18 protein-coding genes, 1 tRNA gene and 2 pseudogenes are annotated in these 24,894 nt (G+C 41.4%); 6 read left to right on the plus strand and 15 right to left on the minus strand.

From position 1 onward, the window contains the following. Window positions 1-357: 357 nt before the first annotated feature. Window positions 358-627, plus strand: a pseudogene (locus W03_RS01700) (IS1595 family transposase); the annotation flags it as partial. 182 nt (window positions 628-809) lie between these two features. Here the strand turns inward: W03_RS01700 and W03_RS01705 are convergent. Then, window positions 810-1,703 carry a helix-turn-helix transcriptional regulator gene (locus tag W03_RS01705; RefSeq protein WP_244070788.1) on the minus strand — a complete coding sequence of 298 codons (894 nt, stop codon included), beginning with the start codon at window positions 1,701-1,703 and terminating at the stop codon, window positions 810-812. A 55-nt stretch (window positions 1,704-1,758) separates the two neighbouring features. Between W03_RS01705 and W03_RS01710 the strand changes: the two genes are divergently transcribed. After that, entirely contained in the window at window positions 1,759-2,259 is a 501-nt protein-coding gene (locus W03_RS01710; RefSeq protein ID WP_244070790.1) for a transposase, read from the plus strand. 196 nt (window positions 2,260-2,455) lie between these two features. Here W03_RS01710 and W03_RS01715 read toward each other — a convergent pair whose 3' ends face one another. From W03_RS01715 to W03_RS01735, 5 genes are read right to left on the minus strand one after another with little or no spacing between them, the layout of a single operon-like run. Continuing rightward, on the minus strand, window positions 2,456-3,799 hold the full coding sequence (locus tag W03_RS01715; RefSeq protein WP_244070792.1) for an NAD(P)/FAD-dependent oxidoreductase: 1,344 nt from the start codon (window positions 3,797-3,799) through the stop codon (window positions 2,456-2,458). Between the two features lies 1 nt (window position 3,800). After that, the gene (locus tag W03_RS01720) at window positions 3,801-4,568 is read right to left on the minus strand and encodes a glycosyltransferase family 2 protein (RefSeq protein ID WP_244070794.1); all 768 of its coding nucleotides are present in this window, start codon (window positions 4,566-4,568) and stop codon (window positions 3,801-3,803) included. A gap of 30 nt (window positions 4,569-4,598) precedes the next feature. After that, on the minus strand, window positions 4,599-5,594 hold the full coding sequence (locus tag W03_RS01725) for a polysaccharide deacetylase family protein (RefSeq protein WP_244070796.1): 996 nt from the start codon (window positions 5,592-5,594) through the stop codon (window positions 4,599-4,601). Window positions 5,595-5,596: 2 nt separating this feature from the next. Continuing rightward, window positions 5,597-6,766, minus strand: a complete 1,170-nt coding sequence (wecB, locus tag W03_RS01730; RefSeq protein WP_244070798.1) for a non-hydrolyzing UDP-N-acetylglucosamine 2-epimerase — start codon at window positions 6,764-6,766, stop codon at window positions 5,597-5,599. Window positions 6,767-6,794: 28 nt separating this feature from the next. Continuing rightward, window positions 6,795-7,790 (minus strand): lysylphosphatidylglycerol synthase transmembrane domain-containing protein, encoded by a 996-nt coding sequence (locus W03_RS01735; protein ID WP_244070800.1) that lies wholly within the window; start codon window positions 7,788-7,790, stop codon window positions 6,795-6,797. A gap of 669 nt (window positions 7,791-8,459) precedes the next feature. Here W03_RS01735 and W03_RS01740 point away from each other — a divergent pair. Both W03_RS01740 and W03_RS01745 read left to right on the plus strand, forming a co-directional pair. Then, window positions 8,460-9,296 (plus strand): methyltransferase domain-containing protein, encoded by an 837-nt coding sequence (locus W03_RS01740; protein WP_244070802.1) that lies wholly within the window; start codon window positions 8,460-8,462, stop codon window positions 9,294-9,296. A gap of 204 nt (window positions 9,297-9,500) precedes the next feature. Continuing rightward, window positions 9,501-10,805, plus strand: coding sequence for an IS5 family transposase (locus W03_RS01745; RefSeq protein WP_244070804.1), 1,305 nt, complete (start codon window positions 9,501-9,503; stop codon window positions 10,803-10,805). A 220-nt stretch (window positions 10,806-11,025) separates the two neighbouring features. Here W03_RS01745 and W03_RS01750 read toward each other — a convergent pair whose 3' ends face one another. The 5 genes from W03_RS01750 to W03_RS01770 form a co-directional block, all read right to left on the minus strand. Next, window positions 11,026-12,876 (minus strand): hypothetical protein, encoded by a 1,851-nt coding sequence (locus W03_RS01750; RefSeq protein ID WP_244070806.1) that lies wholly within the window; start codon window positions 12,874-12,876, stop codon window positions 11,026-11,028. A gap of 353 nt (window positions 12,877-13,229) precedes the next feature. Then, complete coding sequence (gene rpoZ, locus W03_RS01755; protein WP_244070808.1) at window positions 13,230-13,436, minus strand: DNA-directed RNA polymerase subunit omega; 207 nt, start codon at window positions 13,434-13,436, stop codon at window positions 13,230-13,232. 43 nt (window positions 13,437-13,479) lie between these two features. Continuing rightward, the gene (gene gmk / locus W03_RS01760) at window positions 13,480-14,094 is read right to left on the minus strand and encodes a guanylate kinase (RefSeq protein WP_244070810.1); all 615 of its coding nucleotides are present in this window, start codon (window positions 14,092-14,094) and stop codon (window positions 13,480-13,482) included. Window positions 14,095-14,124: 30 nt separating this feature from the next. Beyond that, window positions 14,125-15,675 carry an HDOD domain-containing protein gene (locus W03_RS01765; protein ID WP_244070812.1) on the minus strand — a complete coding sequence of 517 codons (1,551 nt, stop codon included), beginning with the start codon at window positions 15,673-15,675 and terminating at the stop codon, window positions 14,125-14,127. 360 nt (window positions 15,676-16,035) lie between these two features. Then, window positions 16,036-17,784 carry a vanadium-dependent haloperoxidase gene (locus W03_RS01770; RefSeq protein ID WP_244070814.1) on the minus strand — a complete coding sequence of 583 codons (1,749 nt, stop codon included), beginning with the start codon at window positions 17,782-17,784 and terminating at the stop codon, window positions 16,036-16,038. Window positions 17,785-18,136: 352 nt separating this feature from the next. Here W03_RS01770 and W03_RS01775 point away from each other — a divergent pair. Beyond that, window positions 18,137-18,235, plus strand: a pseudogene (locus W03_RS01775) (IS1595 family transposase); the annotation flags it as partial. Between the two features lie 20 nt (window positions 18,236-18,255). On the opposite strand, the gene W03_RS01780 reads toward W03_RS01775, so the two are convergent. The 4 genes from W03_RS01780 to W03_RS01795 form a co-directional block, all read right to left on the minus strand. Then, window positions 18,256-19,401, minus strand: a complete 1,146-nt coding sequence (locus W03_RS01780; RefSeq protein ID WP_244070816.1) for an HlyD family secretion protein — start codon at window positions 19,399-19,401, stop codon at window positions 18,256-18,258. Between the two features lie 66 nt (window positions 19,402-19,467). Beyond that, window positions 19,468-19,680 carry a DUF1656 domain-containing protein gene (locus tag W03_RS01785; protein WP_244070818.1) on the minus strand — a complete coding sequence of 71 codons (213 nt, stop codon included), beginning with the start codon at window positions 19,678-19,680 and terminating at the stop codon, window positions 19,468-19,470. Window positions 19,681-19,804: 124 nt separating this feature from the next. Then, window positions 19,805-21,970, minus strand: coding sequence for an FUSC family protein (locus W03_RS01790; RefSeq protein ID WP_244070820.1), 2,166 nt, complete (start codon window positions 21,968-21,970; stop codon window positions 19,805-19,807). Between the two features lie 519 nt (window positions 21,971-22,489). Continuing rightward, window positions 22,490-22,574 (minus strand) — tRNA-Leu (locus tag W03_RS01795). 53 nt (window positions 22,575-22,627) lie between these two features. On the opposite strand from W03_RS01795, the gene rnr reads away from it, so the two are divergent. Next, the gene (gene rnr, locus W03_RS01800; protein ID WP_244070822.1) at window positions 22,628-24,850 is read left to right on the plus strand and encodes a ribonuclease R; all 2,223 of its coding nucleotides are present in this window, start codon (window positions 22,628-22,630) and stop codon (window positions 24,848-24,850) included. Window positions 24,851-24,894: the final 44 nt, after the last annotated feature.

Consider the following 24,894-nt stretch of genomic DNA (forward strand, 5'->3'; position numbering starts at 1 on the left):
TCTAAGCAGAGTAAAAGTAATATTTCTTTAGTTTTCCTGTATACTTTAGTTCTGGTATCTCCTGTGCGATTTATATCACTTGTAATTTTCCTGCACTCTAAATATCTTGAAATTTAGCTATATCTAGCTTAACTTAAACCGATGATATTGGTCAGCCAGTAAGCGTGAGTAGTGCTAATACGTAGCGGAATGATCGAGAGCTTTTTTGGAATGTGAACTGATCAGCAATTCTAGATTGGAGAACTAAAACTGGGACCTGAACAAACAATTCTCTTTTCACAACCTGAAAACTTCCCAGAACTTGCACCTATTTATGTAGGCTCTAGATTAGCAGAAGTAATATGTTAGTCTAGAAAGATGTTAAGAAATAGTAAATTAAGTGACTATTCAGTTAAAAAAATAATTCAATGCTTTTGCATTGATATACCTGCCAGCAAAGCGGCACTGCTGTTGGGCAAAAATCGTAACACGATTAATCGTTGGTATGGCATATTCAGGCAAGCAATATATGGCCATCAGACAGCGCTAAAAGACAAGTTGTTAGGTAGAGTGGAAGTTGATGAAAGCTATTTTGGTGCGAAACGTCACCGTGGTTATCATGGCAAACTCAAACGCGGTCGCGGCACGGGATATAGGGATAAACCTTCAAGCGAACGATTTTGACCACACTTTTGAATGAATCTAGTGTTTCTCATCAAGCAATCAAATTCAACCCCCAAAATTATCGAAATTTTTTCGACAGAAATTTAAATAAAAAGGCTGCTTATTTAAAGCAGCCTTTGATAAAACTAAATACGGTAGCGGTAAATTTATGATGCGCTATTGAAAGAATTGCTACTTCCTAATGCTCGTTCGAGTTTTGTGCGCATTGATGCTGTGATATTGCGTCTGCCATTCAAAACATGAGATAAATTGGCTGAGTCAACGCAGGATTCTTTGGCAATTTTCCTCGTACTCTGCTGATTGCACATGTCCTTAATCATCCTCAATAAAATTTGATTCTTCTGATCAGCCTGATATTTCTGAGCCTCTGAATCTTGAGCAGCTCGCATCAGTTTCAACCAGATCTCAACCCGAGGATTACGCTTACCCGACAATATATCGGAAACGTCGCCCACGGATAAACCAGCTTGCCGAGCAAGTTTTGCCAGGCCAAAGGATCGGCAGAGATTTAAAGTCGTGCCTCGTATTCGCTCCTTCAGTTCTGGTGAAACTCCGTATTCAATTTGCGCTTCTGGATTCTCCCCTAAATACAATTGCTCTTCCCATCGATTTGCTTCTTTGCCGATATACTTAATTGCTTCCACTTGGATATGCCGCCTTTGCACAATTCCTCGATCTAAATAATCTGCATTGTGGAATTTATCCTCAGGATGTAAGTGATACTGCGCTAAACATTGTGCATACGTTTTGAGTTGTTCCTTTGAAATGGACTTTCCCGTGTTTCTATCAAAGCAATTATCTAATGCAATTGCTGAATCTTTGCAAAATAGCGCTATCACCTTCGATAAATATTTTAATTTGATGTTTTCTTCATAATCATCTATACAACTCGCATGTTTTATTTTTGATGCCTGAAACATCAATAAAAAATTAAAAGGCTTGACTTGCTTGCTGTAGGATTTACCCTGATTATAGGTCTTGAACCAACGCAGTAAATGAGGACTTGTTGCCGAATAACGACTAACCGCTGGTAAACTCAATGCAGGATGATAGATTAAATCAACCTGGTCAGGATTACCATCTCAGGTGTACTGCGTGGCCAAAGGAAAAGACCACAAACAATACGAATATGGCAGCAAGGCATCGATAGCAAGCACCGCGCAAGGCAATCTGATCGTCGGTGTAGTCAGTCACGAACAAAACCGGCATGACAATCATACGCTGCCGGAAATACTGCGTCATGTTGAGGCATCTCGCGGCAAAGCCGTCAAACAAGCAGTATGTGATCGCGGCTATCGCGGCAAGCGAGAAGTTAATGGCACGAGTATTATTTTGCCGGGGAAAGCACTCAAACAAGATACTCGTTATCAAAGGGACAAGAAACGAAAGCAATGCAGAAGACGTGCAGCGATTGAACCCATCATTGGTCATTTGAAATCGGATTTTAGGTTGATCAGAAATTATTTAAAAGGTGCTATCGGAGATCGTATCAATCTATTGATGGCTGCTTGCGCATGGAATCTGAGACAATGGCTGCTGGCCATTCTTTGGCTGTTCTTCTCATGGCGAAAAACGCAAATTACCCCAATTTGTTAATGAAAACTTCAACCAGCGAAAGTTGTTTTCTACATGTAGCAAGGAAATCTGATCCACCCCAAAAAATAGCAATCGTCGAGGCTTTTTTCAGGGGCGACTAGTCTAGAGCCTTATGTATTGTCAATTCTTTCCAGTAGATTGATGTCAGCTGAGCGGAGTGGTTAGTCTGTAAGGTGTTTTAAATACCGTGGATTTTCTAAAAGTCTTTGAGAATTTGATCTACAGCTTTTTGTGCTAAGCCAACCGATCCATTCCATGAAGTTACATCTGGATAAACCTGAGCTGTTGTTGCCATATACAGTTTTCCTGGTATAAGTACTGTTGGTGGTTTGCGTTTTTGATAACCTACAGTATATAAAGGCTCCACAAAAGGCGCTCGGAACAAGAAGCGATCAACAATATCTCCATCTTGAAGATCTGGGAATAGTCTTTTCAACCCAATAATATAGCTATCAAGAATCTCATTCTCCGATTTATTAAACAGTGCGTCGGTACGGTGTATATAATTCATCAAATAAATCAAATGCATTCCGGCTGTATCTGATTTCTCTAGAAGAGTTGTACTTTCTACTACACCTTGGAATGGTATGTTTTCGTCAATTGCAGCTACCCAATAGTGTTTAGTGAAACCGCGGCGAAGCATAATAACAGCATTAACTACCCCTTGCATGTCAATAGTATCGTCAATTCTCGGACATTTTTCGGCTAATCGACTGCCACTTATTGCTTTGTTAAAAAAAGAGATTGGTGTTGCGATAACTACACGATCAAATAATTCTGTTTCAGAATGAGGAGTTAACACGGAAAGTTGACCTTCGGCATTCAAGTCTATTTTTTCAATCGAAGCTTGAAGTTTAATTATACCTCCTTGTCTCTTGATCGATTCAGACAGAGTTTCTACAATGCGTCGATAGCCGCCGTGAATATAGCCTTTGCATTCTTTTTTATTACCACCCTTCTCGCGGTTGAACCGCGTCCAGAACCAAAGCGCTGGAACTTCATGATATTGATTACCAAATTTGGCTTGCAGCATAGGCTTCCAGAATGTTTCGAATGCTCTTTTTCCTGAAAGGCGACTAAGCCACTCAACACATGTTATTTCATCTAATCCGTTCGGTGAGCAAATGCTTCCCCATAAGCCAGTTAAGCCAACTCTAAATCTATCTATAAATGGTAATGGGCGGAAACGTAACAATTCAAGTGGAGTATTAAGGCCATATAATTCTCCTTTGTGCATAAAACCAAAGCTAGTATCCTTCCAATAAACTTTATTTTCTAAATCGATCTCTCGTAGAAGACCTAGAAGATGTTTATCACTAGGCAGCATACAATGGTAAAACTTTTCAAGAGAAACATTGCGATATTGAAAAAAAGTCCCTAGTCCACCTAGCTGATCAGATGCTTCATATAGAGTGACAGGTGAACCTGATTTTGAAAGCCAATAAGCAATTGCTAAGCCGCTAATTCCTCCTCCGATGATTGCAGTACTGGAGTTTTTCATATCTTTGGAAATTTTAGCGCTATTAGTATCCTTAGTCATTCTATGCTCCGCTTCGTTTTGGAGTTGCCCGCCAGGAAATTGGTAGATAACCACGTGTTAATGTGACAACATAACGCCACATAGTACGTAGAATGCGCATTTTACTCGCCCCTTCTTTTAGGTCATATCGCAAAATTAAGGGGATTTCTGAGGCGCGGGCACTAAGGGAACGTAGATTAAGTAACAATTCAAACATGCAAGAAAAGCCATTTTCACGGATAAAATAATCACCAAAAGTTTGAATCAAATGACGCAGTGTTTCTGCTTTATAAGCGCGAAACCCGCACGTATAATCTCTTACACCTTGATATCCGACAAGTATGCGAATACCAGCGCTAGCGACATGACTGAGAAAAACGCGAAATGGTGGTACTCCTATTTCTTGAGCACCAGGTTGAAATCTGGATGCAATGACCACATCGAAGCCCTCTCCAAGCCGCTCAACCATACTTTTAATTAACATTGGATCCTGAGAGTTGTCAGCATCCAACGTTACAACGACATCGCTATCCTGTGCAGCAGCTTTCAGTCCAGTTCTCATGGCCGCTCCCAATCCCATGTTTTGTGGGTGTTGTATTAACTTTGCAGGCATTCGAGCTGCTGCTTCATTGACAATTTTTGCAGTGCGGTCATGTGATCCATCGTCTACGACAAGAATTTGATAGTTTGCCCACCCGCTCATTGCATTTTGAATTCGATCAAGCAATCCCGGAAGATCCTTTTCCTCATTATATGCAGGCATCATTACAGTAATTTTTTTATCTAACATTTCTTCTCCTGGTTTTAGGTAAGCGATATCTCATGAGGGATTACTTGGGGTTACTTGAGTCAAGTTTTGTCGATTGTTAACGATTGCGGCATGTTCACCAACTGTTTTCACATCAAAAAGATGAGTCAAGTTATCTAAACAGTGTTGAACAATATCGATTTTCTCTTTACTCGACATTTGCATGGAAGGAAAAAATTTTAATCGAGGCACATCCTCACCACCTAGAAAATCCAATGGGTGGAGCAGAATAGAAGGCTCTATTCCGAATATTTTGCAACTCCATAGGGCTGTATAAAAATAAGCTTTTGCTAATACAGGAGAAAATCCAGCAAGAAACATGACATAACTTAGGTGAATGGGTACTCGGAATATAGGAAAAGTTGTCACTGGCATTTCTAATAGGGTTGTTTGATCGAAAGACCAAAGATAAGGTTTTAACGGTCTCAATCCATCCTTCCAGCTACCAAATAATCGGTTCAATTTTTCGCGCTGTTCCGCACCAAAGTTTCCTGTAGCGAGATAATAGGCTCGCGCGAGTGGACCAATAAAGCTAGGTAACGAACTAGCATCGTAAACATAACCACGACGACGTAATACGCGCAGTAGCGCAAAAGATTGACTATAGCCAGGCCCACGAAATCCCGTTGGCTTATGTCCGGTTGCAGCTTGAATATAGCGCTCAGCTTCAGCCAACTCGTGTTCGAGCTCTGCCTCGGAAAATAAATGTAGCCAGGGTTCATGCTTGAGTGAATGATTGCCTATTTCATGCCCAGCGTTTGACAATTGTGAAAGCGCATGACGATTGTACTCAAGCGCGGCATCCTGGCCTACGACAAAGAAGGTGATTCTTAAATTCCGCGCCGCTAAATTATCCAGTATTCTAGGGATAACTAAATTTAAGTAAGATGGATAAGTTTCCCATTCTGGGTTTTCATGCGTCTTCAGATACGCCCATTCGTTATCCAAATCAAGTGACAGGTTTGCAATAGGCTTATTATTACTGCGAATGGATGAAGTCTGAGTCATGATTAACTATTTTTATGAGTTGCAAAGTAACTGCTGATAGCAGATGAGATTCGCTCTCCAGCATCGCCTTTTCCAAAAGGATTTTTTGTTTTTACCACTGTATCAAACCACGATTGATCATCTATGGCTGCTTCAAGCATTTCTCCAAGACGCTCACCCGAATGACCAACAAGTCTTCCAACACCGCAGGCTAATACTTCCGGGCGTTCAGTAGTATCACGTAATACTAGCAAAGGTTTGCCTAATGAGGGTGCTTCTTCTTGCACGCCTCCAGAATCAGAAGCAATTAACCAAGCATTCGAGAGCAAGTGTAAAAAATCCACATACTCTAAAGGATCGAGACAATGGATTCTTTCAATATTTGCAAACTCAGAATTTACAACCGCACGTACGGATGGATTAGGATGTACTGGAAAAACCAGTTCGATATCTTGGTGTCGCTCTGTAAATTTTCTTAATGCTTTTAGATGCGAAGACATTACTTGCCCAAAATTTTCTCTGCGATGTGTGGTTAATACTAACAATCGCTTACCTTTAGTACTTTCAAGAAAGTTAGTGAGCGTTTCGGAGCATCGTGAATTTTTCAGAATATGATGAAGCGCATCAACGACAGGGTTTCCTGTCAGAACTATGGATTCTTTTTTGATCCCTTCAGAGAGTAATATTTTTATATTTTCTTCCGTTGCCGCAAAATGTAAATCTGCCAGTTGACTGATCAAACGACGATTCATTTCTTCTGGAAATGGACTATACCGATCACCAGTTCGCAATCCTGCTTCAACATGTGCTACGGGTATGCGTGCATAAAAACCCGCCAAGGCACCCGCAGTAGCGGTTGTTGTATCACCTTGAACAATAATCAAATCAGGTTTTTCCTTTAAGAATATTGGCTCAATTGCTTCAACAACCCGCGAGAGAACCGCATTAGGTGTTTGACCAGGTGTCATCACAGCAAGATCGTGATCTACATTAATTTTTAGATCACGAATAAAAGGACGCAGTAAATCCGTATGCTGCGAAGATGAAACAACAACGCTGCGCCAAATGTCGCTATGTTTTTCTAACGCCCAAATGACGGGGGCTAGTTTAATGATCTCGGGTCGTGTTCCGAATAACGTAAGAATCGTTTTTTTATTTGCATGCGTCGACGCTGGATTTCTAGCCTCTACCATTACTAGCTCCTGTTTTGTGTAGATTAAGTTAGTTACTTTCTATTTTTTGAGTTTCTCGACGGAATTCACTCAATCTTAACCAATAAAACGCACCAATAATCATGTATGGGATATTTACACAGCATGTATATACCACTGAAGCTGCAAAAGGAATTTGCATTTCGTTAATAGCGATTGAAAGACCAAGCGTAAATGCTAATTGAGTAGTTCCAAGTTGTGCAGGAGAAGAAGGCAAAGTAAGACCGATAACCATTAGTATCCATACTGCAATTGCCATAGCGACTGTGGCTGTATATCCAACAGCATAAGCGCATAGCCAAATGGCAAAAATTATGCAACTCCATTGTAAAATGGATAGAAAAAATACTTTAATAACTAACGATGGATTACCTAACGTAGAGAAGCCCACTAGACTGCGCTTGAGTTGACTCCTTATCATTACCGATAGTTTTTCTGGAAAATAACGAATAACCATCAATCTGATACTTCTTCTGGTTTTAGATGGAACCAATAAAGAAACAATCGCTATGAGTCCTGCTATAATCATAAATATTGCAACGAAGCCAGCAGCAGCAACATAGTCAGGCAATTTTTCACTGGTAATTAAGAGAACTCCAAATAAAACAATGACTACCATAAAGTCAAAAATTCTTTCAACCCCTACAGATGCAAGAACAGCACTTGCAGCAATGCGTGAGTTTCTTCCTATTAGTGCCGATCTAAGAACTTCACCGGAATGTACAATGATAAGATTAGCCGCTGTTCCAATATAGACTGCAGAGTGTAATGCTGAAAAATTGACATGCGTTACAGGATTTAAAATTACTGACCAACGCAATGATTTTATGAGCATAAATAATAATCCAGCTACAATAACCATTACAGCAGGAAAAGGTTTGATAGTGTACAGATTCTCAAGAACAGTATAAACATCTATGTTACGTAAAGAAAGAAATAAAAAAACAACACCTATACAAAGCCCCAGTAATGTCCACTTAAATTGAGTGTTTATTTTCGATAGCATTTTTTATTTTTATAATAGTTAGATCATATAGAGAGAGAAATAGCTTTTTTTGATGTTTCGACTTAGAGTAGTGCCAATAAGCGCTAATGTTAAATGAAAGCACTAATTTTTTAAGGTAAGAATACAGCGCAAATCATAGCTCATTTTTATTACACACTAGATGTGTGAAACTTGAAGTGATAAATACTACATACACCGATTCTTAGATAGTATAGTTATGAGATTTTAACCAAAGAATACGCATCTATATGGGCATGGTGAAGAAAGAAGCGTATTTTTAATGCATCTTTACAGCAATATCGCGCCATCTTTTTCAGGTGCAAGTAGGTATTTTCGATCAGGTGTCCAACCTACACAAACTACTATTATCTTCCATAATAATTTTAAGCGAGATACTATATGCAGCATGGCGGTACCTATACGAATAATCCGAAACTACATTAATATACTGATCGATAAACTTCCTTTTTGACAACACACATCACTAAACGAGTTTGATATGGTGATAGGTGATAGTTAGGTCTGTTTATTTCGTCTCAATATAATATAAGGAGATCCCATGTGCAACCTTATATTGGAATAACGTGATATATTGTGCTATTTCGAATGCCTGATTTTATTAAGTCAGGCTACACAGTTGAATCCCCAGTTTTTTACTATACCTTCATAATGACCGAACATCGTGATAATGCGCATCCTGAGCCTGGTTATCGGCTTGCTGCAAAGGGGCGGTACGAGACTGAGGATGAGCGACTTGATCTACTCGAACAGCTCTTTGATCCAACCTCACGTCAGCGTCGCGGCCTAGTTCAGCCAGGCTGGCGTTGTCTCGAAGTTGGTGCCGGCCGTGGTTCGATGGCCGTTTGGCTTGCTCAACAGGTGGGGCCAACTGGACAAGTTGTAGCGACCGATATTGATCTTCGTTATCTGAATAGACTGAATCTTCCGAACCTTCAAGTAATTCACCACAATATTCTCGAAGATCCATTGGATGTCCTTGATCCAGGATCCTTCGATCTTGTTTGCTCTCGCCTCATGCTCTTTTGGCTTGCTGGTAAGCAGGAAAAGGCTCTACAACGCATGGTACAGTGCTTGCGACCCGGTGGGTGGCTTGTTGATGAAGACGGTGACTGGGGTACCGTCATACCCGTAGATTCCTCGCATCCTCATTCTGCGGGCTATAATAAAGCTTGGCACGATGGCGGTTGGTGGGTATCGCGTGGCTACGATCCCGAGTTTGGGCGTAAGCTTCCGGTGTTGTTCGAACGATGTGGTTTGAAAAACATTCAGCACGAAGCTAGAACGGAGGCTGTTCGCGGCGATACTCCGTGGGCGAAGTGGTGGGGCGAAAGTCTTGAAGGCATTCGAGCCTCTGAGCGTATTGATGGTAGCCTTACGCCAGCACGTGAAGAAGAGTATAAAGCGCTAATAACCCCCTTAAGCGATCCAACATTTTGGTTTCTAAGCGCCTTGCTGCATGGCTGCCTCGGTCAACGCTTAGAATAATAAGTCGGAGTCGTTTAGGGCAAGTGCGGTCAACTAGCGAGCGTGCTAGCTGATAATATATAGATCGCGGATTGATTGCTAATTAGTCGTCCCTGAAGAAAGTACAACTATTTGATAATGAGAAGAAATACAGAGATGTGCGTGATCCGATCGACCAGAAATGCTAGAATTGCAGCTAAATTCTGGTCGAAATGGTGATTACAGATGCTCACACTCAGTAGAACTTTGCACCAACTCAGTTTGTTTGAGACTGACCTGTTATTGCAGCTTGATCGTTCTGATCCATTGCTACAGCTTGCATTGGAAATACCTTGGTTTGAGTTTGACGAAGCATTTTCAATACACTACAGCGAAGGATTAGGCGCACCCAGTAAACCGATTCGGCTGATGGTTGGATTGTTGATACTCAAGCAGTTAGAGAACTTGAGCGATGAAGCAGTAGTATTGCAGTGGAAACGCAATCCGTATTACCAGGCTTTTTGCGGGATGAAAGAGTTTCAGCGAAGATTGCCCTGCCACAGCACGGAGTTGGTGCATTTTCGTAAGCGCATTGGCGCTGAAGGTGTTGAGCGTATTTTCCAGATGAGCGTTGGTTTGCATGGAGAAGCTGCGCTGGAAGACACGGTTCACATTGACACGACAGTGCAAGAAAAGAACATCGCCTATCCGACAGATAGCAAGCTGGCAATTAGAATCATCAACCGACTAAACAAGATAGCCCAAGCGCATGGTGTTCAACAGCGGCGTACTTTCGTCAAAGAAGTAAAATCATTGCGTCTGGCTATTCGGCATTTCCGTCACGTCACCAAAAGAGCAAAGGCCAAGCGAGCGCTAAAGCGGCTTAGAACGATTGCGGGCATCTTAATACGGGAACTGCGCCGAGAATTGCCGCAATACTGTTTATTTGAGTGCTACCAACAAGATTTTCTGATGTATGAGCGCATTTTAAGGCAGCAATCTAAAGACACAAACAAGATCTATTCATTGCACGAGCCGCAGGTGTACTGCGTGGCCAAAGGAAAAGACCACAAACAATACGAATATGGCAGCAAGGCATCGATAGCAAGCACCGCGCAAGGCAATCTGATCGTCGGTGTAGTCAGTCACGAACAAAACCGGCATGACAATCATACGCTGCCGGAAATACTGCGTCATGTTGAGGCATCTCGCGGCAAAGCCGTCAAACAAGCAGTATGTGATCGCGGCTATCGCGGCAAGCGAGAAGTTAATGGCACGAGTATTATTTTGCCGGGGAAAGCACTCAAACAAGATACTCGTTATCAAAGGGACAAGAAACGAAAGCAATGCAGAAGACGTGCAGCGATTGAACCCATCATTGGTCATTTGAAATCGGATTTTAGGTTGATCAGAAATTATTTAAAAGGTGCTATCGGAGATCGTATCAATCTATTGATGGCTGCTTGCGCATGGAATCTGAGACAATGGCTGCTGGCCATTCTTTGGCTGTTCTTCTCATGGCGAAAAACGCAAATTACCCCAATTTGTTAATGAAAACTTCAACCAGCGAAAGTTGTTTTCTACATGCAGCAAGGAAATCTGATCCACCCCAAAAAAATAGCAATCGTCGAGGCTTTTTTCAGGGGCGACTAATTAAGCTGAACTCTTTAAATGATTATTTTGGTTGCTTCCTTTGAACGAACACATTATGTTCCGTTTAAAGGGAACCACCCCAACTCTAGTTGATACAAAATTACCTATAGTCTTTTACTTAAATGTTTTTGCTATGAACATGTTCGATAGCAGCAGCGATTTCGGCACGTATTCTAGCGGATGCAGCGGCAGTTGCCTCTTTGTCAGCCTGAGAGCGAGCAAATAACGCTTCTTTCGCCATAATTTCGACTGTTTCTCGTTCGGTTGCGATTTCCAAAGCTTGCGATTCCAGTGTAATGCGCTCTTGTATTGCAATGAGTGTCGCTGATTCGGCTCTGGCTTTTTCTAATGTAATTTTAGTTGCAATTTTTTCGGCTTCCAATTTGGCTTTGGCCTTATTGCTGGCGATAATTTTGGCTTGTGCTCTAGTTATTGCAAGCCCGGTAATTCTTTGCTCAACTTCTAATCGCTCAAAGGCAGCTTGTTTTGCGTCATTAATTGCCTTGGCGCGGATTTCTGAGTCTGCTAGCAACCGTTGATCTAGTTCTGCTTTTGCTTGGGTATCCTGTGCAATCAGTTCGTCTAGTTGTGCTTTTGCTTCTGCGGTTGCCTTTAATCTGGTTTCTGCTTCGAATCTTTTTTTTGCGGCGTTGCGTGCAATTTGTTCAGCTTGAGCGCGAGCTTCGATTTCTTTGATCGATTTTTCGTCTGCTTTTATGCGCTTTTGATACTCTTTGGTTGCTTCTTTTTCAATTTCTTTTTTTGTTTTGGCCATCTCTATTGCTTCTTTTTCGGCTTGCAAAGTAACCTCAGCAGCAGCCAGTGCGGCAGCTTCGGCTTGTGCGCGATGGATAGCTAGCTTGAGTGTTTCAGATTCAGCAATCAGACGAGATTTGATTAAATCAGCCGCGGCATTTTCTTGTGTAATAGTGGATTCGGCTATTTCTCTGCTAACAGATTCCGCTTCTGCACGATTGCGTGCAGCGATAGCTGCGCATTGATCAGCAGCTATTCGTTCATTGGCTTTCTCTATGGCTATTGTTTCAGCTTCTACTTTGTTCAGAGCTGCATGGGTGGCCGCTATTTCAGCACGAAGGCGATATTGTTTTTGGCGTTGACTTGCTTTTTCAGCATCGAGTTGTTGTTTGGCTTGTTCAAGCGCTTGTGCTTCTATGTTTGCGGTGATCTGTTTTTCTGCTAAAGTCTGATTTTCCACTACTTCTCGTGCTTTTGCTAGCGCAAGTATTTTTTGGTCTTCTTGTATTTTTGCTTGGATAAGCTGCGCCGTATGCGTTTCAGCTTCAACAACTTCAAGTGCAATTTGTTGTGCTTCTTCAGCAAGCCGAATTTTCCGAATAGCGGCTTCGGTGGCTTCTTTTTCTTTCGTAGCGGTTGCGTGAGCTTGATCAAGGGCAGCGGCTTCTGCTGCGACACGTTGCTGCATTTTCTCGATATTCGCAGCCTCTAGCTTGATTTTTGATTCTAATATGGCGCTTAATGCTTTATCGGCTTTAAGCTTTTCTTCGGCTAAATGCTTCGCTTTGCTTTCAAGTTCGTAGCGAGCATTTGCTTCTTTTTCTGCTAGCGCTTCGGCTTTTGCCCTCATTCGTGCCTGCTCAGCAGCTTCAGCTTCAGCTTGTATGCGGTTTTCTGCTGTGGCCCGAGCGATAGCTTCGACACGAGCGCGAGCTTCTGCTGCGACACGTGCTTTATTTTCTGCTTCGATACGCTGGCGAGCTTCTTTAATGGCTTGATCTTCTAGATTTAACCTTTCGTGTTGTGTGTTTTCAAATTCACGCTGGGAATCTTTGATAATGTGTATGTGTTGATCGTAAGTGAACGTATCTTGGGAGTTTTCATTGGACTGTGCATGATCATTCTCCATGTCGGCAGCTTCCTGCTCAGTAAGATCAGAGTCTGAAGTAGAAATTTTACGCAACGAATCAAGCAAGCGTGTTTTAAATGTCATGGCTGATTAATCAAAGCGTAAAAGATAAATTAAGATAGATCAACGATTGAGAATCAATAAGTGACCACTTTAACAGTTTTTGAGAAACAAGCTTGCTTTAAAAAAACAGGAAAATGGCGTCTGTTTATAGATTGCTAATGAACAGAACTCTAGATGGTTTTATTTAGTGCGAAAATAGCTTTAATGCTATTTTAAATGACAGTGTTCTATAATTTTCGAGTATGCATTTGAATACGCCGCTCCGGTTTATTTAGCCTTACTTCATTGTTCTGCCGTAGCGAGGTATATGTTATAAAACACCTCAGATGTTAATAGTTTATTAGTTAAGCGTGGTTATTGCTTAGCTCCAAAATTTACAAGCTTTTGGGATTAAGAATATCGATATCAATTTTGCCTTGAGCCAATTCACGTAAAGCAATGACTGTTGGTTTATCACGCAAAGGTTCCACCATTGGTGCTGAGCCTATGGCTAATTGCCTAGCGCGCGTAGTTGCAACCAGGGTCATATCAAATCGGTTAGGGATTCTTTTTAAACAATCATCAACAGTAATTCGTGCCATGGGATCCAAAAAATATAAGAGAAATTTTATTCAAATAGTTAAATTAAGATAGCTGATTAATCAAGGAATGATGTTTGATTAACTGCCGTTGTCTTCTTAAACGCTCTGCCTTAATAATGCAGATTAATTCGTGGAGTGCGTATTCTAACTGATTATTGATGATAATATAATTAAAGTCGTGAATATGGGTAACTTCTTCTCGAGCTGCGCTCAATCTTTTTCGAATAACTTCAGGGTCATCTTGACCCCGTGAATTCAAGCGAATCGCTAAAGCTTCAAGGGAGGGAGGGAGAATAAAGATGCTAATTGATCGCGTAAAAATTCGCTGCACTTGCTTTGCGCCCTGGCAGTCAATTTCCAGAACAATGTCTTGCCCAGTTGAAATTTTTTCGCGAATCCATTTTTCTGAGGTGCCATAAAAATTACCATAAACTTCCGCGCTCTCTAAAAATTCTCCATTGTTAAGCATACGTTGGAAAATCTCTCGGCTGACGAAATGATAATCCTTGCCATCAATTTCAGACGAACGAGGTAACCGGGTTGTATGAGAAATAGACAAATTTAAGCCAAGATCTGATTGAAGCAATGACTTGACCAAACTTGTTTTTCCGGCACCTGAGGGTGCGCTGATGATAAACAAATCTCCTGAACTATCCATGACTTTCTGATCGGGTATTAATCGTTAACTTTATTTAGCGTTCAGTATCGCTAAAACTTGGCTTTTTAAAACTTTAATCAAACGGATTTCTTCATGCGTTATCCCTTCGGAAGCATCAAATTCCCGATCGCCATAGATAAAACCAATCGGTTTTTTATTCAGCACTAACGGTAGAACAATAAAACTGCGCGCATCAGGTAATATAGTACGATGCCATTGGGGCAGCATTTCAAGCACCTTGGGTGCTTTCGCGTCGGAGATCAGCAGATCGGAATCTTTTTCCATAGCAAGATAAAACAAATCGACTGACGGTGCAGCGGGAAAATGAAAAGCTTTTTGGAATTCAGCACTGTTCTTGCCAAAAGAAGTACGCGCACGGTATTGATTTTTTTGTGTATCCCTCAAGCACAATGTAATGAAACGAAACCCGAGACTATTATAATAATATTCTAAAATTAATAACATCAAATCATTGAGCTTATAGTTACCGGTAGCAATGGTTTCTACTACGTCTTGAATGGCAGATAGTAACAATGCTGTTGAATTATAGGGTTTGCCGCTGGCGTAACGCTTGGTAATTTGTATTTCATCAATACGTGTACCAGTAAGCGTAAATTCTGCCAAAATATTATTTTTTGCTTTTTGCTCGGATTCGATCAATTGTTTGTAGCTGGATTCCTTGCCTTCAACAGGATCAGGAAATAAATTAATATTTATCCTGAGTGCGGTTGTTTCGATTGCTGCTTGTTGTATCAGAAGATCAAGTTTTGTCATATCGAGATTGAATGCCTTGCCAAACCTCACCAGAATATCGTTTTTAGAGGATAAGTGATCTCCAGCGCTGGCATTGATCGCAAATTGTGCAGTAGCTTCCCCAAATTCCGCTGCTTGTTGAATCCATTCTTGTTTATTTTTTGCCGGACTGAGCGTACCTGAGGGTCTGTTTCTAGTGGCCTGAATGATACAGGTAGGTATATTCCATTTTTCGAGGATGGTTTCAGTAAAATCACTCAAGTTGAAAGAATATAGTTTTCGTGCGGCTAGCTCCGGGGTGTAATCTTTCTCCTTGGCTAGCACCATAATTTCTTGGTATTTTTCTGGTTCATAAGCTGCCAGTAGTAAACGTCCGATGTTTTTAAATAAGGCTGTGATGGCAACTTCGTCAATATGATTAAATTGATTATGCTTGGCAAGTTGTTGGCATAGCATGCTTGCTGCGAGCGCTTCGATTAGTTCGGAGCGAACGAATTCGGCATGTTTACCTGATAATACTTTATCAACCAGGAGAATCGTCAACGCGCAGGCCTTGACTGTTTCGAATCCGAGTAAAAAAACTGCTTTGGTGATGCTTGTGACAACTTGGTTAGAACTTGAACGAAAGGCAACGGAATTGGATAAGCGAAGAATCTTTTGCGTTAACGATACATCGGACAAAATAAAATGTGACAATTGTCGTATCGATTCATCCTCGGACATCGATAATTTCACGATCTGAGTAATCGCACCTCCTAAAGATGGGAGATCTAAATCATCATCGATGGCTTTTAGAAGCTGCTCTTTTAAAGAATATCTGGTGTTCACTTTTATTAGGATGTGAAGTATTCAGATTTTTACCCTTTGCGAAGCCTCACGATAAAGAAACCTTATTGTTAGCATAAGTAAGGAGTACTGGATCGAATGATAATACAAATTGTATTGGTAGCAATAGTTTTGTAGTGTATTTGGCGTGATCGAATCGGATGCATATCAATATGTTTTTATTGATATTAAATTTCAAGAAATGGGGTTTTGCAAAGGTCTCTGATGATGAAGCCGCCAGCAAATGTAATATCGATTAAAGCTGGTGCTTTGTATTCATACCAATATAAACAGAGCAATCTGTTTATATTGGTTAATGCATTATTCGATTTAAAGCATAAAAAGAAAGTTGGTTTTTGAGTTTTAACTCAATTTCATAACTTGTCCCTGCGTAATATGGATCATTTGGCGGTCAAAAGACCTGAAGGTGAAAGAAGTTGGTTTTTCGGCGTACTCTAGCGTGCGTTTACGCAGAATTTCAATTGCGATCTGTTCCCCAAGCCGCATACTTCTGGTATTGTCGCTGCGCCAGTGTACTCCACCCATACTACGACCCATGGCAACATTACTCGCAATCTTGTTTAGCTCTCCGCCCACAGTCATCTTGTTAGTATCCGGACCTGTATAGGGTTCAGGTTCGTTGAAAGCTTCTCCGTTAATGTGAGTTCCTGGTTGCAATAAATGTTGCAATTCCAACGGATCTTTACGTTTTTTGTCTTCTTGTGCGGCTTTAAGTAGATCGTTTAATTTTGCATCTTCATCGAACCAAGCTTTGAGCACGGTAACGCATGCACCCGCGACAGTGGCGTGACCTGCACCATAAGCAGGATGGCTAGGCGAACCAGCGGAGAACGCAATTGGTAGAAATAGGGTTTCATCGCCATTATTATTTTGTACACAATTATGCATCTTGATTCTAGTTGCCGCTTCGGTTTCGGCGACCCAAGCAGGTAGACCGTAATTACGCTGATCGGAACCGAATCTGTTGAATTGCATTTGCATAAGTCCGCCATAGACTTCTGGTCGAGCGCGGCGATGAACAAACCATTTTTGACGCCAAACGACTTTTAATGCACGGCTTGCGACTTCTGAAACCAGCGTCAGTAGATCGGGACCTCCCAGAGTTGCAAAGCCACCTTCGCGTGAAAACAAATTGCCTTTATAGGGATTGCCATTATTCAACGGTGCGCCAATGGAGTCTAGAAACAAGGCTGCATTAAAGTAAGCTTGATGCAATGCATCGCGGTTAACAAAGCGAGCAAGATCACGCATGGTCGAAATATAACGAGCGACTCTAGGATTAGGATAATAAGTTTCTCGCCCCGCCAGTTGGTCTCCATAATAATTGCACGTGCCATAATCTCGTCCAAATTTATCTTTACCTGTATTCTGCGCTCGTAACCAGTCATCATGGTTCGTTAAAAAATCCTTTTCTCGAATATAGGGAACTTGTCTCGGGTCGATAGTTTGTACACCGTAAGGGATATTGCGCATAAAAAACTGACTGACTAGTGGACCGTACTCTTCGTCATGTAACCCGCAACGAAATATGGTTTCTTGTCTAATATCGAGGGCGCCATTAGCTTGTGGCAGATCTAAGCCTATTCTCAGTCGACCCGTTGTTTTGTCATTGGTTAAAGCCGTATCAAATGCATCTTTTATCTCTGCTACTGCAATCTGAGCCATCGAATCTTTTGCTAAAGAAGCCAGTGGTAGATCACGAAGTAATGCCATCCAGTATAATTCGATCATTTCGGCAGCCATGCTGTCGGATAGGATACCCGGTGCGGGTAGCATTTCCAGATTTTTAGGATCTGGGCCATGTGTTTCAGTTGCTGCGCCAGACAGTGGATTTGTGAATTTTGCACCTGTTAAAATGGCAGTCTTGTCACTGTCCGGATGAAAAATTGGTGACAAAGAACCTCTGGGTACACTCTCAAAGTTTTTTGGCGCACCTGCTTCTATTTGCAAGCAAGTATTCTTGAACTCTCGGTAAGCAGAAGCATCAACTTCTCCATATTCATTATGTGGCAGTGTCTTATGAAAGTTGCCAATGAATGGAATTTCAGAAGCAATTAATGATTCGTCATGATTGGGAGTTGGAAAGGTCATTAGATGTTCTCCTATTTGTTTGTGATGTGGGTATTGCATCAAAGCGAATAGCAGAAAAACTACACGAAAACGAACGGCAATTTTCTAATCAAGCTATTTCTTATATTTGCACAAACATTGTCGCAGTGCCCTCAATAAACTATCTGTGATATTCGCCACATGAAGCTAAGAGCTGTTGTAGTAGCTGAGATTAGCTCAACTGTTAAAAGCTAATGAAACGAAGATAAGTCATTGTAGATTTTCTAAGAAAAGATTACCGGAATTTTTTATGCAGAAGCTACAGCGAAATTCGTAGCGAATATGCTAGGGATTCAATTAATAGTGCAATGCTGTTTTATCGCAAAATATGTGAAATCAAGCCAAACGTATTTTAAGAAAATATAGTGTAATTTCCAAAGGATCGTTTCCATTATTTCTTAAAGAATGGAACTCCAGGTTTACATTCGGCTAAATATCATCAACTAAAAAATTTTATTGAAGTGCACGAGGAATAGCTTCGATTGAACCGATACTGCCGCTTTCTTTGGTTCCGGTCATTACCATCACCGATGCGGTTGTTCCCACTCGCAGCTTGATCGTATCTGGAACATCAAGAAGACGAATACGTACGGGTATTCGTTGAGCCAGCCGAATCCACTCAAAAGTCGGACTGATATTCGGTAGCAGCTTGTCCCCGACGCTGCCGTCATCCTGAGCAATACCCCAAGCGAGACTCTCAACTTCCCCTATTATGGGGGCATCCGGATAAGTCATAAGCGTTACAACAGCTTTGTCACCTGGCTGAATAGGGGCAATATAATTTTCTCGAAAAAAACCATGAACCCAGAAGCTATTGACATCAATCAGCGCCATAGCTGCTTTATCGGCGACGGCCTGACTACCAAGTCTGAGGTTTAGATTGGTTACATAACCGTCAACGGGAGCTCTAACTTGGGTAAAATTTAAGTCTAATTCCGCTTCTCTCAATTTTGCGCGTGCTGAGCGTAATCTTGGATTCATTTCTCCGTCAACACCAAGATTAGCTCGATCTTTTGCCAAATCTGCATTGGCCTGCTGAACTGCAATCTGTGCCTCCAATAATTGAACCTTTGCTTTATCGAGCTCAGCTTGTGCCACGATGTAGTCGGCTTGAGCAGCCTCCAGCTCTCTTTGGGACATGGCAAGTTTTCCCGTCAATTTTTTTGCTCGCTTAAACTGTAGCTCGGTTTGTGTTAACCGCGCTTCAGCTTCTTTAATTTCGAGTGATTTTTGTTTAACTATCTTATTCCGTTGTCCCTGTACAGCTAGTGAAACCTTTACTTGTTCTTTTAAGGCTTCAATTTCATCTTGAATTTTATCAAGCTCTGCATGTGCAAATTTTAACGCAGCAGTGAAAGTGCTCGGATCTATTTGGAAGAGAAGCTGTCCAGCTTTGACAAACTGATTATCGACAACAGGAAGTTCGACGATAGGTCCTGTAACCCTTGGTGTAATCTGAATAACTTGAGCATGCACCTGTCCATCTCGAGTCCAGGGGTTGACAATATAATGCCAATATTTGACTGCAAGCACACCAATAGCGAGCAAAAGAACGGTGCCTGTGAATATTAGTTTCTTTAATGAATAGGTGGTGGACATTTTGTAACTAATCTATATTGATACTGTATTTCGATGTATATCGTTGCACTGTTTTTGCCTTTTCGTTTATACCGGAATAAATAATGTTCCGATCAATCCGGTATAGGCAATAGCCAGCGCAACAAAAACAAGTGGTGGATTATAGAAGAATCGCGACAATCTTTGTCGATTGAGAAACGCCACTGTCAGCATAGTAGCTAGTACACCAAGAATACTTGCAATCAGCAACGGTGGTAGATAAACCCCACCAATGGCAAATTCGTGCGGAAGATATTTCATCTGCTTACTTCACCTTCTCTCATAGCAATCAACATAGTTGATTTAGTCAAATTTTAATTATTTTTTTGAATCTTACACTATATTTTCAGGCAATCTTCTTGCATTTTTAATGCAATCAACTAGTTTAAAACCGGGCTTCTTGCCATTGCTCAAAGTCAAGCTTTTCTGCGAGAAGTGCATGTCCGATAATGGCCTCGACTAAACCTCGGTAGATTCCAAGAAGCTGGTAAAAATACTCACTATTATTGTCGCCACTGTATTCTACTTGATTGGTTAGGATTGCTGCTTCCCTAAACTGGGTTTCTATACTATCCAATTTTTCAGCTAAATTCACCTGAAGATTTTTTTCGAATGTGATAACAGTTGGATTATTAAACCAATGGTGGAATTGCTCGCCCAGTTTTAAGCACAAGTCTTGCAAATCATTATTCAGGTGACAGGCGGGGAGTTTATCTTGTGAGTATCTTTTTGTATCCATCAGTGTCTTGATTCGATACACGATATCTTGCAAATTCATCACTAGTTCATCTACTTGTTCATACTTGTTATGGGGAAATACTTGGTAGTCAATATGCTGTCCATATTTCACTAGTTTCTCAGGAAGAATCAATAGGTTATGGTAGTAGTGGTCAGCCTTCCATCGCTGTTCGGATTTTTTTGAAGATTTTTTGTCATCGGCTAAATCCGATAGCAAAATGCCGCAATATCGATGAAATCGTGCAAGCGAGCGCAGAAACGCTTTTTCAGGCCGAGATGAAGTAAAAAAATATTCTATAGCGATATTAATAATAACTCCCAGCAGTAGCATCATTGCACCGTTAGCAAATGCAGCAAAATCGTAGGTCTGCTGATTCTCGAGATTCACGAGAGAAATAAATGGGAGCATAGAGCCCAATCGCGACATAGTCTGCTGTGGTTGTGGAAACAGATAATGAGAAGTAAAGGTTACAATAAAGATAAGTGTGCCCAACTCCAAAAAACCAGACAAAGCAGGCATAACAAAGACATATACAACCCCCGTTACGACAGTACCAATAGTAAATGGCAATAGCATTCCTTTCGTATTGCCTCCTGACATCAAGGACGCCTGGCCAAAAGTTATAGCAAGATACAAAAAACTGGCGTGTCCTGGTGGATCGATATAGATCCAGATGAAAAAGCATGTCCATAGAAGTGTTACCATTCGTATAGCACCCATCAAACGATCTGGGTCGATAGTCGGCGGAATAGGTGAAGCTTTTTGAGTAGGGAACAGAACTGGTGAATCGTTTTCGCTAAATCCAAGAGCACAATCGAATAACGATTGACTAAGCGTTTGCAGGCGCTCTAGTTCTGTTTTGATCAGTATTATCGTTGTATACTGAAAGGAAGATAAACCTTGGATTTTGTCTTTGTCGATAGTCAAATTGAGCGAAGATGGTAGCTGGTCCGGCACCTCGTTGTTCAACAGACATTCGATCTGTTTAAATTGCAAATCCAGCCTCGATAAAAAGAGCCCAAGGTTAGGAATCAGTTCGGATAGATCAAGCGATTTAACTCTAGAAAAATTCTGATGCCACTCCTCACGGGCTTCTTTCAAGGATTCCGACAAATGAAAAAAATGTTGCCACTGATACTGTTGCGCGAAAACTTGATTGCTATCTATTATCCCCTCTTTAAGCGTTTCTCGGACCTTAGCTAATAAAACAGATTCTTCTATTTTCAGCGGCTGTATTTTCTCGCTAATATTACCCGTCATTAAATTACAATACGTGCGATAAAGCCTGCTCTGAATTGCCAGCAATTTTCGACTGGATTCTTTCAGGTCATCCAAGCTGTCTCGTGGCCAAAGAAACACGACTATCAATGTATAGACCAGGATTCCTGTTGCATTTTCCTCGAGTCGCGCCATGGCAATCTCGAAAGCTTCTTTTGATGAGCCGCCTGAATTAACGAGAACTGTCAGAGCAACAAAGCTCGTAATGTGCCAAAAATATGGATTTTTTTTGCCGGCCATCATATAAGCGCAAAAACCAAGATGCAAGGAATAACACACCAAAAGCAACCAACGGTCCTGTGAAAAAAGACCAAAATAGATTAATCCGAAGATAGCTCCCAGTACGGTACCTGTGATACGCATGATACCTTTATTCAATGACTGTCCTATCGTAGCAGTCATGCTGAGCATTATTACTGCTAAACCGCCCCAATATGGTTTTTCCCACTCGTAATGAAAGGCGATCGCAAACACAATCACCATAGCCAAGCCAGTTTTAATCGCTTCTTTAGTGCGCCTCGATAAAGGAATCATAAAATCTGTAGTGAATATATCGTTTTGACAGGTAACTTTTTCATCGAACTGAAAGAATCTCGATCTATGAAGAATAATTGTAGTTTATCTGCGATTTGATTTTTTACATATAATTTCCTCAAATACGCACGGATTGGTGATAGCAGGATTTGCCCCAGGTGAATATCGAATCACTCCGAAGCATTCATGCCTTGAATCATGAAAATAGGTTCAACACAAAATCGATCAACTCGTATGGGGCAGCTCCGGATCATTGCACTACCGTTACTGGAAAAAATAAGCTGCGCTGACATAAAATTATGTATAGGTTTTGCTTATGAATTAAGCAATGGATGCAAAAATGAGGTATATCTGATATAAGATCAGGAATGTATTAAAATTTTGATTTATTTCTGTCTAAATTTTAATTATCAATAAATCAAGAGAATCCAGTAGTTCTTTTTTCGATATAGTCTTTGATACGGAAGTACTTGATGTGGAAATTATCTGATTATGATTCAAACTCTTACTAAATTCTTGTGGTGCCCAGAAGAGGACTCGAACCTCCACACCCGAAGGCACATGGACCTGAACCATGCGCGTCTACCAATTCCGCCATCTGGGCAATGGATAGTTTGACAGACTACCAAAGCGGCAATTCTATAGGAAACCATTGTTTTGTCAAACAACAAGAAACAAAAAATACGCCAACTAGATCCATATTTTCAGCGCGAAAAAGATCGTTATGAGCAACCCTTGCCGAGTCGCGAATATATTTTGCAAATACTACAACAACAGGGTGTCCCGGTTGCCGAGCAGTCTTTACAAAAACTGCTATCGATCAGGAAGAAGGAACAAGGTTTTTTCTCTCGCCGTCTCAGCGCCATGATTCGCGAGGGGCAGATTTTCCGGAATCGCAAAGGCGATATTTGCGTAATGGAAAAACTCAACCTGACAAAGGGTAAAATCCAAGGGCATGCCGATGGTTTTGGTTTTCTGATTCCCGATGATAGCAGCGGCGATCTCTATTTAAGTGCCAAGGAAATGCATAAAGCCTTACACGGCGATCATGTGCTGGTGCGCGAAGTTGGATTGGATCGACGCGGACGTAGAGAAGCCGCCATCGTAGAAGTGCTAGAGCATTCCAATACACAAGTGGTAGGTCGCTTGTACATTGAGCACGGTGTTTTGTTCGTGGTTGCTGAAAACAAACGCATCAATCAAGACATTTTGATTGCTAAGGAACATTCCTTGAAAGCAAAGGCCGGTCAGGTGGTAATAGTAGAGATCATACGTCAGCCTAGCAAACAATCTCAACCAATTGGCAAAATCGTTGAAGTTTTGGGGGATTACACTGCATCAGGGATGGAAATTGAAATTGCCTTGCGTAAGCATGATTTACCCCATGAATTTTCCGCCGAGATCGAGAAACTTTCTCGCAAGTTTCCTAAAAATGTACTAAAGCGTGAATCAGTTGGACGAAAAGATTTATGTCATCTACCTTTAGTAACTATCGATGGTGAAACAGCGCGCGATTTTGACGATGCAGTATTTTGCGAGAAAGATGGCAAAGGATATCGTCTCTATGTTGCTATCGCAGATGTCAGCCATTACGTCAAAAGCGGTGATGTTATCGACCAAGAAGCATTCAAACGAGGTAATTCCGTTTATTTTCCGCGGCGTGTTATTCCGATGCTACCGGAAATATTATCGAATGGGCTTTGCTCTCTGAATCCGCAGCAAAAAAGATTGTGCATGGTGTGTGAGATGCAAATTCAACCGAATGGAGAGATTCTCGATTATCTTTTTTATCCGGCAGTGATGTGCTCGCAAGCACGACTAACATATACCGAAGTTGCTGAAATACTGACAACAAAAAAATCCACTGCTGTTAAGGAAGAGCATATCGTGCTGTTGCCTCACTTGCAGTTGCTGCACAAATTATTCAAATGTTTACTCAAGGCGCGGAAGAAGCGGGGTGCAATCGATTTCGAAACAACTGAAACGCAGATTTTATTTAACGACCAAGGCAAAATTGAAAAAATCCTACCTACACAGCGCAATGACGCTCATCGTCTGATTGAAGAATGTATGTTGGCAGCAAATGTATGTGCAGCAGCTTTTTTGCAAAAACATAATCACCCTGCACTCTATCGCATTCACGAAGACCCGGTACCAGAAAAAATTGTAGCGTTGCGTGATTTTCTCAAGGAATTTGGCATCCCACTCGGCGGCGGGGACGATCCCTGTGCTAAGGACTACGCGCAGACACTCTCCAAAATACAAGATAGACCGGATGTGCAGTTACTACAAACCGTTATGCTGCGTTCGTTAAAACAAGCAATCTATAGTCCTGATATGACGGGACATTTTGGTCTCGCATATGAAACTTATACCCACTTCACTTCACCAATTCGACGTTATCCCGATTTGTTGATCCACCGTGCTATCAAGGCCGTGCTTGGTGGAGAAATTTATCAGCCAGGAGATTGGCGTGAATTAGGATTGCATTGTTCGGTAACCGAACGACGCGCAGACGATGCCACGCGTGACGTGGAATCCTGGCTCAAGTGTTTTTATATGCAAGATAAAATTGGCACAATTTTTGACGGCGTAATCAGCAGTGTTACTTCCTTTGGCTTGTTTATCGCCCTGGATAAAATATACATAGAGGGGTTGGTACATATTTCTGAGCTGCCGAGCGATTATTTTCACTACGATGCAGCCAAACATTTACTTCGTGGAGAGCGAAGCGGAAAACAGTATCGCTTGGGTGACCGATTAAGCGTAAAACTCGTCCGAGTGGACCTTGAAACTAGCAAAATTGACTTTATCCTGGCCGAAATAGATCAGAAACCATATAAGTCCAAAACTAAAGTTTCTGCCAAAAGCAAAAAATAACCTTGCAATAAGTAAATTACATTACAATACGTGCGATTTTATAC

This window comes from Nitrosomonas sp. PY1 (assembly GCF_022836435.1).
Lineage (GTDB): Bacteria > Pseudomonadota > Gammaproteobacteria > Burkholderiales > Nitrosomonadaceae > Nitrosomonas.

Coding starts and splice junctions, on each gene's coding strand:
- W03_RS01780 (WP_244070816.1), bottom strand. CDS start 19,401: ATGTCCACCACCTATTCATTAAAGAAACTAATATTCACAGGCACCGTT.
- W03_RS01715 (WP_244070792.1), bottom strand. CDS start 3,799: ATGACTAAGGATACTAATAGCGCTAAAATTTCCAAAGATATGAAAAAC.
- rpoZ (WP_244070808.1), bottom strand. CDS start 13,436: ATGGCACGAATTACTGTTGATGATTGTTTAAAAAGAATCCCTAACCGA.
- W03_RS01750 (WP_244070806.1), bottom strand. CDS start 12,876: ATGACATTTAAAACACGCTTGCTTGATTCGTTGCGTAAAATTTCTACT.
- W03_RS01725 (WP_244070796.1), bottom strand. CDS start 5,594: ATGACTCAGACTTCATCCATTCGCAGTAATAATAAGCCTATTGCAAAC.
- W03_RS01745 (WP_244070804.1), top strand. CDS start 9,501: ATGCTCACACTCAGTAGAACTTTGCACCAACTCAGTTTGTTTGAGACT.
- W03_RS01720 (WP_244070794.1), bottom strand. CDS start 4,568: ATGTTAGATAAAAAAATTACTGTAATGATGCCTGCATATAATGAGGAA.
- W03_RS01770 (WP_244070814.1), bottom strand. CDS start 17,784: ATGACCTTTCCAACTCCCAATCATGACGAATCATTAATTGCTTCTGAA.
- wecB (WP_244070798.1), bottom strand. CDS start 6,766: ATGGTAGAGGCTAGAAATCCAGCGTCGACGCATGCAAATAAAAAAACG.
- gmk (WP_244070810.1), bottom strand. CDS start 14,094: ATGGATAGTTCAGGAGATTTGTTTATCATCAGCGCACCCTCAGGTGCC.
- W03_RS01740 (WP_244070802.1), top strand. CDS start 8,460: ATGACCGAACATCGTGATAATGCGCATCCTGAGCCTGGTTATCGGCTT.
- W03_RS01785 (WP_244070818.1), bottom strand. CDS start 19,680: ATGAAATATCTTCCGCACGAATTTGCCATTGGTGGGGTTTATCTACCA.
- W03_RS01735 (WP_244070800.1), bottom strand. CDS start 7,790: ATGCTATCGAAAATAAACACTCAATTTAAGTGGACATTACTGGGGCTT.
- W03_RS01790 (WP_244070820.1), bottom strand. CDS start 21,970: ATGATTCCTTTATCGAGGCGCACTAAAGAAGCGATTAAAACTGGCTTG.